Origin of the sequence: Dolosigranulum pigrum ATCC 51524, assembly GCF_000245815.1 — a bacterium.
Lineage (GTDB): Bacteria > Bacillota > Bacilli > Lactobacillales > Carnobacteriaceae_A > Dolosigranulum > Dolosigranulum pigrum.
This window is the reverse complement of sequence record NZ_JH601104.1, coordinates 24711-36907: the sequence shown is the minus strand read 5'-3', so window position 1 is coordinate 36907 and position 12197 is coordinate 24711. Positions and strand designations below refer to the sequence as shown.

At 39.3% G+C, this 12197-nt stretch carries 15 protein-coding genes and 1 pseudogene; 10 read left to right on the top strand and 6 right to left on the bottom strand.

The genetic code is table 11. The features are described from left to right. Positions 1–58 precede the first annotated feature (58 nt). Entirely contained in the window at positions 59–865 is an 807-nt protein-coding gene (locus tag HMPREF9703_RS07135) for an aldo/keto reductase family protein (protein WP_004636711.1), read from the top strand. Between the two features lie 4 nt (positions 866–869). Here HMPREF9703_RS07135 and HMPREF9703_RS07130 read toward each other — a convergent pair whose 3' ends face one another. After that, the gene (locus HMPREF9703_RS07130) at positions 870–1454 is read right to left on the bottom strand and encodes a ribonuclease H1 domain-containing protein (RefSeq protein WP_004636710.1); all 585 of its coding nucleotides are present in this window, start codon (positions 1452–1454) and stop codon (positions 870–872) included. Between the two features lie 106 nt (positions 1455–1560). Here HMPREF9703_RS07130 and HMPREF9703_RS07125 point away from each other — a divergent pair, with 106 nt between their 5' ends. Continuing rightward, positions 1561–2193, top strand: coding sequence for a copper homeostasis protein CutC (locus tag HMPREF9703_RS07125; protein ID WP_004636709.1), 633 nt, complete (start codon positions 1561–1563; stop codon positions 2191–2193). 120 nt (positions 2194–2313) lie between these two features. On the opposite strand, the gene HMPREF9703_RS07120 is transcribed toward HMPREF9703_RS07125, so the two are convergent. Further along, positions 2314–2514, bottom strand: coding sequence for a hypothetical protein (locus HMPREF9703_RS07120; protein WP_004636708.1), 201 nt, complete (start codon positions 2512–2514; stop codon positions 2314–2316). A gap of 676 nt (positions 2515–3190) precedes the next feature. Here HMPREF9703_RS07120 and HMPREF9703_RS09295 point away from each other — a divergent pair. The 5 genes and pseudogenes from HMPREF9703_RS09295 to HMPREF9703_RS07100 form a co-directional block, all read left to right on the top strand. Then, positions 3191–3298, top strand: a pseudogene (locus HMPREF9703_RS09295) (restriction endonuclease subunit M); the annotation flags it as partial. A gap of 65 nt (positions 3299–3363) precedes the next feature. After that, on the top strand, positions 3364–3849 hold the full coding sequence (locus HMPREF9703_RS07115) for an NUDIX hydrolase (RefSeq protein ID WP_004636707.1): 486 nt from the start codon (positions 3364–3366) through the stop codon (positions 3847–3849). A 32-nt stretch (positions 3850–3881) separates the two neighbouring features. Then, the gene (locus HMPREF9703_RS07110) at positions 3882–4391 is read left to right on the top strand and encodes a GNAT family N-acetyltransferase (protein ID WP_004636706.1); all 510 of its coding nucleotides are present in this window, start codon (positions 3882–3884) and stop codon (positions 4389–4391) included. Between the two features lie 198 nt (positions 4392–4589). Next, the gene (locus tag HMPREF9703_RS07105; RefSeq protein WP_004636705.1) at positions 4590–5306 is read left to right on the top strand and encodes a DNA/RNA non-specific endonuclease; all 717 of its coding nucleotides are present in this window, start codon (positions 4590–4592) and stop codon (positions 5304–5306) included. A gap of 138 nt (positions 5307–5444) precedes the next feature. Continuing rightward, positions 5445–6755: a nucleobase:cation symporter-2 family protein gene (locus HMPREF9703_RS07100; RefSeq protein WP_004636704.1), complete on the top strand. Its 1311-nt coding sequence runs from the start codon at positions 5445–5447 to the stop codon at positions 6753–6755. Between the two features lie 66 nt (positions 6756–6821). Here the strand turns inward: HMPREF9703_RS07100 and HMPREF9703_RS07095 are convergent, their stop codons facing one another. Further along, complete coding sequence (locus HMPREF9703_RS07095; protein ID WP_167535655.1) at positions 6822–8036, bottom strand: YncE family protein; 1215 nt, start codon at positions 8034–8036, stop codon at positions 6822–6824. A gap of 162 nt (positions 8037–8198) precedes the next feature. Between HMPREF9703_RS07095 and HMPREF9703_RS08780 the strand changes: the two genes are divergently transcribed. The 3 genes from HMPREF9703_RS08780 to HMPREF9703_RS07080 are packed head-to-tail and all read left to right on the top strand — an operon-like array spanning position 8199 to position 10107. Continuing rightward, positions 8199–8666 carry a YutD family protein gene (locus HMPREF9703_RS08780; protein WP_004636702.1) on the top strand — a complete coding sequence of 156 codons (468 nt, stop codon included), beginning with the start codon at positions 8199–8201 and terminating at the stop codon, positions 8664–8666. Positions 8667–8694: 28 nt separating this feature from the next. Next, a complete protein-coding gene (gene nucF / locus HMPREF9703_RS07085; RefSeq protein WP_004636701.1) occupies positions 8695–9462 on the top strand; it encodes a 5' nucleotidase NucF in 768 nt (255 codons plus the stop codon). A gap of 12 nt (positions 9463–9474) precedes the next feature. Then, a complete protein-coding gene (locus tag HMPREF9703_RS07080; RefSeq protein WP_004636700.1) occupies positions 9475–10107 on the top strand; it encodes a TIGR01906 family membrane protein in 633 nt (210 codons plus the stop codon). A gap of 49 nt (positions 10108–10156) precedes the next feature. On the opposite strand, the gene HMPREF9703_RS07075 is transcribed toward HMPREF9703_RS07080, so the two are convergent. From HMPREF9703_RS07075 to HMPREF9703_RS07065, 3 genes are read right to left on the bottom strand one after another with little or no spacing between them, the layout of a single operon-like run. Then, complete coding sequence (locus HMPREF9703_RS07075) at positions 10157–10672, bottom strand: phosphatidylglycerophosphatase A family protein (protein ID WP_004636699.1); 516 nt, start codon at positions 10670–10672, stop codon at positions 10157–10159. 17 nt (positions 10673–10689) lie between these two features. Further along, entirely contained in the window at positions 10690–11676 is a 987-nt protein-coding gene (locus HMPREF9703_RS07070; RefSeq protein ID WP_004636698.1) for an NAD(P)/FAD-dependent oxidoreductase, read from the bottom strand. A gap of 20 nt (positions 11677–11696) precedes the next feature. Next, complete coding sequence (locus HMPREF9703_RS07065; protein ID WP_004636697.1) at positions 11697–12188, bottom strand: divergent PAP2 family protein; 492 nt, start codon at positions 12186–12188, stop codon at positions 11697–11699. Positions 12189–12197: the final 9 nt, after the last annotated feature.

The window sequence follows — 12197 nt, the reverse complement described above, 5'->3', positions numbered from 1 at the left end:
AATCAGAAAGATATGATAGACTGAATGAAAGCATTTTATTCAGGAGAGGTGACAGGATATGGACTATATACAATTAAATGACCGGACGAATATGCCGTTAGTCGGGACAGGAACCAATACGTTTGGGAAAGTGGATGCTGAATATCGCGGCGAATTAAATGGAGATTTTACGCCATTAGAGACAGCACTGGAAGTCGGTTATCGCTTAGTTGACACAGCTATCTCATATCGGAATGAAGCAGGGGTTGGACATACGGCAGCTAATAGCGGAGTGAAGCGCTCGGAAGTCTTCTTGACCACCAAAATTCCGACTGATGATCAGTATACGATCAGTGAAGACGCAGTGCATCAAACGATCGAACAGAGCTTAGACCATTTTGAGACGGATTATTTAGATTTGTACTTAGTGCACCATCCATTCGATTCGGTTAAGCGCTTGAAGCTTGTTTGGTCAGTGTTGGAAGAGTATTATGAGAAGGGGATTCTTAAGAGCATCGGGGTCTCTAATTTTACCGAGGCAATGATTGAAGAGATGAAGTCCTTTGCGAAAGTGATGCCGGAAGTGAATCAGATTCAATCCAACCCAACAGAATGGAACGATGATTTAATTGCTTATTTACAAAAAGAAAATATAGCAGTAACGGCGTGGAGTCCGCTGAAGGCAGAAAAAGCCCAACGTCAGCAATTAGCTGAGATTGGGCAATGCTATAATAAATCATGGGCACAAGTTTTGTTACGTTATCACGTACAACGTGGTGTAGTAGTTATTCCGAAATCGCACGATCGAGAGCACCAAGTGGATAATTTAGCCATTTTTGATTTTGAATTATCATCAGAAGATAAAGCAAAAATTAAAGCATTGTAAGTTGTTATTGTTTTAAGGCCTTTTTGGCGAGTTGATCAGCTAGTTCATTCATTTCAACGCCACTATGCGCCTTAACTTTAACAAAGGTAACCTCTATACGTGACTTGAACTGTTGGTAGTAGCGAATATAATCTTGTGAAACAGGCTTATTGGCACGCCACTCACCAGTGGCCCATTTTTCGATACCGAGATAATCGTAGAAAATTGTTATTTCTGTGTAACCATGACGAATTCCCCACTGCATAGCATTCAAGCAGCCAAAGCATTCACCGGCAATTTGGAAACTTGTACTGTAACGGGAATCATTATCTGAATTGGCCAGTCGTGCTAATTCAATCCCGCCTTGAAGCAACACAACACCGTAACTATAACGACCTGTTTTTTTGTCATAAGAGCCGTCTACATAGGCTTGCAAACCAGTGTCGTTAGAAGTAGGAGGCTCAAGCCACTCTTCAGCCTCTTGTCGAGTAGAGAATGATTTGTATTTAGCGCTGGGGAACCCGTGTACGTGTTCTTTGGTCTCATTCCAAGTTGTATAAATACCGGGTTGTCGTCCGTGTTTTACTGCGTAGTATTTTTTCTTAGTCATCGAATGCTCCTTTACTGTATTTCTAATGTAGGAGAATTTTGGCCGATTGTCAAGGGAAATATTGGATAGAATGGATTGGACATAAGCTGTAGAAAGGAAAATAAAGATGATTATTGAATTTTGTGCGGAGAATTTTACCGATGTACCAGAAGCTCTGGATGCCGGAGCAAATCGAGTGGAGTTATGTGATAACTTAGCGGTGGGCGGAACCACCCCTTCACTAGGAGTACTTAAAGCATCACAACAATATTGTGCTGGCCGTAATGTGCCAATTCGTGTCATGATTCGACCACGTGGCGGTGATTTTGTTTATTCCGCTGTTGAATTAGAGATGATGCAAGAAGATATCAAGATGTGCCGTGACATTGGCGTGGAAGGATTGGCCTTTGGGTGTTTGACAGAAGCTGGAGAGCTGGATAAAGAAGCTATGCAGTTGTTATTGTCAGAAGCAGGCAATCTGAAGGTCACTTGTCACATGGCATTCGATCATATTACTCCTGAACAACAAAAAGAAGCCTTGGACTGGTTAGTGGATCATGATGTGGATTGTATTCTAACGCATGGCGGTGTGGACGGGACAGTGCTGGATAATGCTGCTTATCTGAATGACTTAATTGAGCATGCAGATGGTCGGATTGACATATTGGTGGGTGGCGGTGTGAATTACCAGAATTTACCAGACGTGAGACAACACATTGCAACTGAAAACTTCCACGGCACAAAGATTGTAGATTATTAGACTATAAATATTGTCAGTATAAATGAAACCAGCAACTCCTATAAGTATGATTAGGGAATTGCTGGTTCTTCTATATTTGGTATGGGTAAGGGAGCGTTTTGCTCATAATTGAATGCTAGGCTATTCTTTCTCAATGAGGGTCACATGATATTTCGTTGCAATTATGATACTAACGGTAATGTAGTAAATCACCGTCATGATCAATCCCGCCATGATAAAAGATTGGTTACACAACAGCATAAATATGATAAACGCGATCAGGCTCGCTAGCGGGAACACAATAAATGTCGATGTAAAATTGAATGACTTACGGTTGATCATTATAATCACCTCCTAATCGGTTAAAGCTGATAGTCCACAACCTACAGCTGCAAATCGCAACAGTAGATAAGGTGGTAATAATTTTTTTTGATATTCATTGTATAGTCTTCTTTTTTATAGTAGCGTACTTTATCAATCAGTGAAGCATCTTAGTGAAAGAGAATGAATAATTGCCGGCGGGGATTTTAATGGATTACTTCAATGTGATCACTCCCTTTGTCTGCTTTTTATTCGCTTCCATCTATGTTACACTGACATTGTACATGATAAGCGAATAGATGTCCAGGCGATGTCTTGTATTGTGGACATCAGGAAGGTGTGATTTCCGTTGAAAGCTGGTAAGAAATTTAGATTATTATGACATCGCAAGCAATTAACGCAAGCACAAGCATGCGCTGTAAGGTGTTCCGTATGACACGCACCAAGTTGATCAAATGTATAATTAGCTTAAGCAAGTGAGGCATTGGCATAAGTATGAGATCAATCTATTCAGACAGACGCTCTTTTGTATGACGTATCCACAAATTCGAACGCTATGCTTTAATGTGATTGATTTCTTGCCCAATAATGATCAAGAAAAGTGTTGCTAAAACAATGAGTTGACGCTAGTGCTTGATCTTTCTTGTACATACTTGGACTATCGTGAGCTGACAGATGCTAGGATGTGTCCAAAGGGTTTCGTGTCATAATAGTGATAGAGGTAAATAGTTGTGTAAATACAAGGAGTTCAAGACTTCTACCAAAGTTTAAAACTCAAAAAATAAATAGTTGGTGTGCTGTTTAGAGCGGTTATTACAAAAATAAATGTTGTAAACAGTACATCAACATAAAGAGAAGGATAGAATAAAGATGCAGAAAGATTGTTGTTTTCAAAGTAAAAATAAAAGATTCAGGTATAGAGCTGCAGCAATTATTGTTGAAAATGACTGTGTTCTATTTGCCGGAAATGAAATAAATGACTATTACTATTCGATTGGCGGAGGAGTTCATATTGGTGAAACGGCCGAAGAAGCCGTGCAAAGAGAAGTGTTTGAAGAAACGGGAATTCATTATGAAATTGAACATCTTGCAATTATCCATGAAAATTTCTTTGTTGAGTCTACAGGAAAATATAAAGGATTAGATTCTCATGAAATAGCTTTTTATTTTTTAATGAAATCAAGAGGGACACAAAAATTAATGAGTAATAGTTTTACTCAAGGAGTTAAAGAAAATATGCATTGGGTACCCATTGAAGACCTTGATAAGGTTGTGGCATATCCTGTATTTATGAAGTCATATTTACAATCTAAACATAAAGAAATTTTACACATTGTGACAGATGAAAGATTATAATTATCTAAATTGCAATTTGCGGAAGTGTTAGCATGAGAATAGAAATAAACAAATTATCTACAAAATATAAAGTAAAAGAACTAAAGGCATCAGATGCTCCAGCTGTATTAAAACTAGAATGTACAAACCCGCTTTATTTTGAGCATTGTCCTCCTACTCCGAACATACAGAGTGTGTTAGATGATATGAAAGCTTTGCCACCAAAAAAGAGCTTAGAAGATAAATACTATATTGGTTTCTTTGAAGAAAAGGAGCTTATTGCTATTATGGATTTGATTCTGTATTATCCTAATGAAGACACCGCATTTATTGGATTATTCATGGTATTATCTGATAAACAAGGAACTGGAGTAGGGACAGAGACTATAGATGAATGTTTCTCAGAATTAAGGGAAATTAGTTTTTCAGCAATCCGACTTGGTTATATGAAAGGAAACTCTCAAAGTGCGGCATTTTGGAATAAAAATAATTTCGTACCAAAAGGAATAGAAAGCGATAACGGTCAGGGAACAATTGTTATAATGGAAAGACAATTAAAATGATAATTACATAAAATTGTTACATGAATCTCAGTTTACAATGATAGTAATCCACCTGAATAGATCTAAAAATTAGCAGCTTTAACCATTGATTTTACAGGTGGCAGTTCTACAACTGATGAATCGGAATGAGCAGCTGTTGTAGTGAATGTTTGCTGTTGTTATATTGTTATTTGTTAGATAGAAGAGAAGGAGTTATCTATGAAAAAATACATGTTTATGGCTCTCTTCCTGGGGCTGTCCGGCTTCTTGATGGGGTGTCATTATTTAGATAGTCAAGATCGGTCAGCAATGGGGAGTGTCCAGACGGGTCAGAATACAGATCCTGCGGGCGAGATTCCTCGTGCTGATGACTTGCCATTGGGAGAGCTGTATATAGAGATTAATGATAATATTCCCGTATTTGATTCAGAGTTATTGGAGGCGGAGGAGCCATTTTATGACTTGTCGCCACTGGATCAATTCGGTCGTGCACAAGCCGCAATTGCGCTACTCGATGAAGAATTATTACCACCAGAACAACGCGGAGATAACCCAACGTTTGAACCAAGTGGATGGAAACAAGCAAACTATGAAATAGTTTCAGGGAACTGGTTATATAATCGGTCGCACTTGTTAGGTTGGCAGCTAACGGGGAATAATGATTATGAGAACTTCATCACGGGCACGCGTCAATTCAATGCGGAAGGGATGTTGCCGTTTGAGAACTTTGTCGCTCATGTGGTCGAACAAGGAATGCGTGTCGTCTACAGTGTTATACCAATTTATGATAACGATAATCTCGTCCCACATGGGGTTCAAATGATGGGCTGGTCGCAGGATGATAATGGTGAGACTTTGCAATTTAATATCTTTGTGCCCAATGAACAAGCCGGTGTGATGATTGATTATAGTGATGGAAGCAGCTACCTTGAGTAAAGTTGAAACCAGACTAAAAACGAACATTAAATAATATAAAATTAAAAATATTCGATTAATCTATTGAAAACCGAATGAAATTAATGTATATTAATAGAAAGAGATGATAAATAATTAAAAAACGAATGGAGCGATAAGATGTCTCAAACAACATCAGCACATAAGACACAAGAATTAGCCTATGGTGTGCAGGACCGGCCGCCACTAGGAATAACCATTATATTAGCATTGCAGCATATCTTAGCAGCTTTTGCGGGAATTATTGCTGTGCCACTCGTGGTTTCGGGGGCATTAGGATTTGACGTTGAGCAAACTGGCGTGATTGTGAGTGCAACAATCTTTGCTGCAGGAGTAGCGACAGTTATTCAATCGTACGGTATTGGCCCAATTGGAGCACGTCTTCCCGGTATGATGGGAACAGATTTCACTTTTGTAAATCCTCAAATCAGTGTTGGAGCTCAATTTGGTATGGCAGGGATTGTTGGTGCAACGATAGGTGGATCGCTTGTTGAAGCTATTTTGAGTCGTTTTATTAAACCATTGACAAAATTTTTCCCACCGCTCATTACAGGGACGGTTGTTGCCTTAATTGGGATTACGCTATTGCCTGTTTCGATTGATTGGGCGGCAGGTGGCGTAGGGGCTGAAGATTACGGCTCACTGCAAAATATTACGGTTGCCTTTATTATTATGCTATTTACTTTATTTTTGAATCATTATGGGAAAGGTATTGCAAGTACAGCGTCAGTATTTATTGGGATGGTCTTTGGTTACTTAATTTGTTTACCGCTAGGCATGGTTGATTTAACAGCAGTTAGTGAAGCATCTTGGTTTGCTTTGCCTAATATTTTTCGCTATGGGGTAGTATTCAATCCAGCCTCAATTCTTTCTTTTATTCCGGCCTATGTGGTCTCGATGATTGGAACATTCGGTATTATGATGGCAATTGGAGAAGCGGCAAATGAATCAGTGGATAGCGAACAAACAGCTGGTGGTGTATTGGCGGATGCAGTGGGCTCACTGTTAGCTGGAGTTTTCGGTGCAGGACCTAATACGGCTTTCTCCCAGAATGTGGGATTAGTTGCCTTGACAAAAGTTGCAAGTCGTCATGTGATGATTGTTGCGGGAATTATGTTAGCAGGGTTAGGTGTTTTTCCTAAGTTGAGTGCCTTGATCTCAGTAATGCCACAACCCGTCTTAGGTGGTGTGGGTGTTATTATGTTTGGTTTAGTTGCGGCACAAGGATTGAAAGTCTTATCGCAAATCGAATTAGGCGATCGAGAACTGTTGATTATTTCTGTTGCCTTTGCACTGGGTATTGGCGTTACTGTACGCCCAGATGTGTTGAATGGACTTCCAGCAGCTGTCCAGATGGTCCTATCATCAGGTATTTCAACCGGAACATTAGCTGCTTTAATCTTGAATATTGTTTTGAAAAAACGTGCCTAAAAAAATGCTACTTAATGGTTAACGGTAGAGTCGACCTTAAGTAGCATATTTTTTTGTATGAATAAGTTAGTTTGTTGATTGTTCGGCGGTATCATCGAAGACATGAAGTGTCCCATTGTAGTTAGCTACCCACACGGTATCGGTTGTCTGATCATACGTTACACCGATGGGACTAGCATGTGTGTCAACGCGCTGAATCTCCTCTAAACTATTGGCATCAAATTTAGACATGGTTGCTTCATCATAATTAACGACATAAAGAGCCGTTCCATCTTCAGAAATTTCCATTGTTCGAGGTTCAAGTCCTGTTGCTGTTTTTTGCAAAATTTCCCCACTTGTAGCATCGAATGACCATAATTCATTCGATGCAGATAATGTTAAATAAACCGTTTTGCCGTCTGGACTGAGTACTAAGTGACGTGGCTTCGAATAGTCCCCTGTTGCAAAGGCTACTTCATGTTCACCCGTTGATAAGTTCACGCGGTAAACTTCATGGGCATACATAGCAGTCACGTAAGCTGTCTCATTATCAGGTAAGACAACAATTCCTCGAGGGAAAGTATTGAGAGGAATCTGCATAATTTCTTTGGTTGTTTTCGTATCAATAACGGATAGTGAATTATCACACCAGTTAGATACGAGTAATTTTGATTGATCGGGCGACAGGGCAACATACTTCGGTACACGCCCGACTGGAATGACCTGATCCCAATCTTGTTGGGCGAGTGAGTAACGATAAACAACAGAAGGAGTAATCGCATCTCCATGAGAACAATTATCATCAGCACTTGCGCCTACACCAGCTAGAGAATAGTTCGATACATAAGCATATTGTCCATCATCGGTCCAAACCGCTTCTACAGGTGCGCCGGCAATCTCTCCAACATAATCTTCATAACCAGGTACATCGAATGCAGAAAAATCAACAGAATCTGATAAGACATGATCCAACTGTAATGTCTCAGCATCAAATAAAGCGACATTGTGCGAATACATCATATTATTTGTCAATAACTTGCCTTGACCATTAGAAACAATTGATTTAGGTGTAATAGGATGTCCGTCTAAAATATCTACTAATTCAAGCTGAGTAGTATTAGAAGGGAGAGTAGTCTCTTGTTCTAGTTCTTCTTCAGACTTGCTAGTAGCTTGTTTAGCTGTATCTGTTTGTTCAGCTGTATCTTCCGATAGGGCAACATTGGATGATGACTGGGTACTATCGGCTTCATTCGAGTCACCACTAAGGGCTTGTTGATAGTGATCGATATGTGAACAGCCCATAAGCAGACCCGCTGTCAATAGCATAACACTATATCACAAAGAATAGCACATCATATCATTATTTTTACAATGATCTAGCGAGCATCATAATTGTTATCAGTGTTTTCTGCACCATGACTTATGATAAAATGGAAGAGAATAGTTAAGGAAGTGGGGAAATTAATGATTCAGAAGAAATCAGTAGATAAAAAAACAGACCAACTCATTGAAGAGCAAGTAAATTTAACTGAAACTAAACGATTAATTAAAAAAATTGACAGTAACCACTTAATGATTAATGGTGTTAAATATGAAATTGTACAAAATTATAAAGAGGCACTAGCTATAGAGGTGCTAGAAAATCGTTACACAGAATTTTTTGAAAAATATGACTATATTGTCGGTGATCTATCGCGTGAAGCCTTAAGGTTACGCGGATTTTATGCTGATCATCAACGCAAAGTACCGGTTGATATGCGAATTTCGTATTTAGAAGATTATTTAGCTGAGTTTTGTAATTTTGGTTGTCCGTATTTTGTTTTGCAACGGTTGGCGCCTAAAAAGCACTTTAAACCCTATAATAGCAAGGACAACCAGCAGTATCATAAGAAAAAAGCGAAGTTTAAAAAGAAGCCCCATAAATCAAAATAACTAAAATAGCGGAAGGTAGTGCAATCACGTGAAAAAAAATTATCAAGGATATATTATTGATTTGGACGGAACCATGTATCGCGGTGCAGATCCGATTAAAGAAGCACCCGGCTTTATTGAGCGCTTACGTGCAAAAGAGGTGCCGTTTTTGTTCTTAACAAATAATTCGACCGGACATCCAAGTGATAAGGTAGAGCAGTTGCGTCGGGTTGGGGTAGAGGCTTATCCTGAAGAGGTGTATACCAGTTCATTGGCCACAGCCGATTATTTAGCTTCGTTAGGTGGAAAGACGGTTTATGCTGTTGGGGAAAAGGGCTTACTCGATGCCCTGTCAGAAAAAGGACTGATCTTCGATGATCAAGCACCTGATTATGTAGTGATTGGATTAGACCGCCAAGTGACTTATGAAAAGTTAGAAAAAGCGGTATTACTTATTCAAGCGGGAGCACAATTTTTTGCGACGAATAAAGATACTAATATTCCAACTGAGCGGGGAATGTCGCCGAGCAATGGGGCATTAGTTGCGTTCGTAGAAAAAGCAGTAGATGTGTCGCCAAAATTCATCGGGAAACCAGAAGCTATTATTATGGAAAAAGCTCTGGAAAAATTAGGTTGTCAAGCCTCAGAAGTTTTAATGGTGGGGGATAACTACGAGACGGATATCCGTTCTGGGCTCGATAATGAAATTGATACGTTACTTGTTTTGAGTGGCTTTACCACAAAGCAAGACTTGGAACAGGTGGAGAAACAACCCACTTATGTCATTGAAACATTAGATGACTGGGAAATAGAATAGGTTGTGAAGCGAGTGAATAAATATAAACTGGGTCATCTATTAGGCAAGACTAGTTTGTTTTTGACAATTTTGACCCTCAGTATTGCGTTAACGATTTTATTTGTGCCACTGTTTGAATGGTCACTCTATATTGGGAATATTCCCGAACAAGTTGGGCTGTCTCATGAGACGATTATGGAAAATTATTATGTGCTATTACGCTATTTACACGTACCATGGATTAATGAATTGAATATGCCGGATTTTCCGATATCTGCCAGTGGAGCATTTCATTTTTATGAAGTGAAGGTGTTATTTGGGGTTAATTATGCGGTCCTTTTTATAAGTGCGATAGGTTCAATATATTATGTGAATTATTTGAAGCAACAACACTATCTGTGGTCGCTGCGACAGCCTTTTAAGGTAGCAATGGTTGTGCCGATAGGATTGACAGTGTTTTTAGCGTTCAGCTTTGATTATATGTTTGTTTTGTTCCACCAAATTTTATTTAACAATGAGGATTGGCTATTTAATCCCGCAACAGACCCCATTATTACGGTCCTAACGCAAGATTTCTTTATGTATTGTTTTTTATTTGCCTTTATTTTGTTAGAGAGTATGCTGGTTGGAGGTTATTTAATAGGGAAGGTTAGTCAGTCGCGTTAAAAAAATCGTTTATCTTTTTGCAAAGATAAACGATTTTTGTTTAATAAGATTATTGCATAATCGCGGAGACACCAGGATCAGCATGGGCAATGCGACTGGCAGCAGCTGCAGCAATAGCGCCCACAATATCATCTAAGAACGTATGAGTCATGTCAGAATCAAGATGTGTATCGAGTTTAGAGATGATTTTTGGTTTGGTCTTGTCCAAGTATCCGAAATTCGTAAACCCAATGGAGCCATAGACATTAACAATAGACAGTGCCAAGACTTCATCAATACCGTATAGTCCTTCATCAGAGGCGATAATTTCACTGAGAGGGCTAGAGAGTTTGCCTTCTTCTGTTAGGATATCGAGCTCGATACCCGTTAGAACGGCATTACATACTTCTCGTTTTTCCAAGACTTTTTTGACATTATCTAAGCAATGTTCCATGGATAATTCTTTTAGGTACGGCTTTTGTAAGTCATAGACCAGTTCGGCAATATCTTCAAGAGTAACACCACGTTCTTGAATGCGGGCAATAGCTTTTTGGCTTAATGTTTTATCTGATTGAATTTGAATCATAGTTAGCTCTCCTTTAGTTATAAGTATAATTCAGTACTTTGAATGGGTTGTTTGTGTGCAGTTGGATCAATATAAGACATGGCATGATTGATTGCGGTCGGTGCTTCACCGAAACCTACTGCAATTAATTTTATTTTTTCATCATAGTGAGCGACATCACCGATAGCAAACATACCCGGGACTGTGGTGGTCATGGCGCGATCGACAAGAATACCGCGACTATCTAATTGGATGCCCCAGTCACTTACTTCATCCATTGCAGAGACGAAGCCGTAATTAACGATGAGGTAATCGATATCGATAGTTAGTGTGTCGTTCGAACGTTTCTTGCTCAATGTTAGTTGATCAATCTGTCGATTATCTGAACTGTGAAGTTGTTTGGGAATATAAGGGGTGAGTAGTTGCACTGATGATTGTTCTAACTGTTGGACGGCCCCTTCATGAGCTCTGAATTGGTTGCGACGATGGATGAGAGACACTTCAGAGGCAACTCCTTCTAGAGCTAGCGCCCAATCAACAGCCGAGTCTCCACCACCACAGATCGCCACTTTTTTATCTCGGTATTGTTCTAAGTTACGCACAATATAGTGCAAATTAGTTTGCTCAAATACTTCAGGGTAATTGAATGGCAAGCGACGTGGCTTAAATGATCCTTGACCTGTTGCGATAATAACAGTTTTGGAGTAGTGGGTACCTTTAGTGGTTGTAAGTTTGAATTGATCGGCTTCCTCTTCGATCAGTAATACTTTTTCTTCTAAACAGATCGTAGGGTTAAAGTGATTCATTTGTTGGATTAACTGGTCAGTTAGTTCAGCTCCGGTTATACTCGCATAGCCCCCAACATCATAGATCATTTTTTCAGGATAAAGAATATGAGGTTGTCCACCTAAGATAGGGAGAGATTCGATAATTTTAGTCGAAGCTTGTCGCATCCCAGCATAGAAGGCGGCAAACATTCCTACAGGGCCACCACCAATAATTGTAATATCGTATAGGGTTGACATGTTAACTCCTCCTTCATTTTTTACACATAAAATAAGTAATAGATTGCTACCGAAATGATAATGCCTGACAGTATACCGAAGAATACTTCAATCGGCTTGTGTCCGAGCATTTCGCGTGATTTTCGTTCAATTGCAGGAAGTTCTTTCATCCCTTCTTGGGTTAAGTTAACAAAACTCTGGCGCAATTCCTTGAAATCATTAAATAATTCATTAATCATAATACTATGTTCACCACTTTGTCGGCGGACCCCCATTGAATCGAAAATAACAATTGAGCCAAAGGTGATCGCAATAGCAACATGTGGAGAGGTCCATCCATATTCGATAATAAGAGCAGTCATAACACTGACGACTCCGGCCGAATGCGAGCTAGGCATGCCTCCTGTTGAGAAGATAATAGAGGGTTGCACACTTTTACCTAAGGATAAACCAATTGGATATTTAATCAATTGTGAGATAAGAATCGATGATAATGCTGCAATGAGTGGATAATTATTGAATATCGATATCATGTTTAAAAC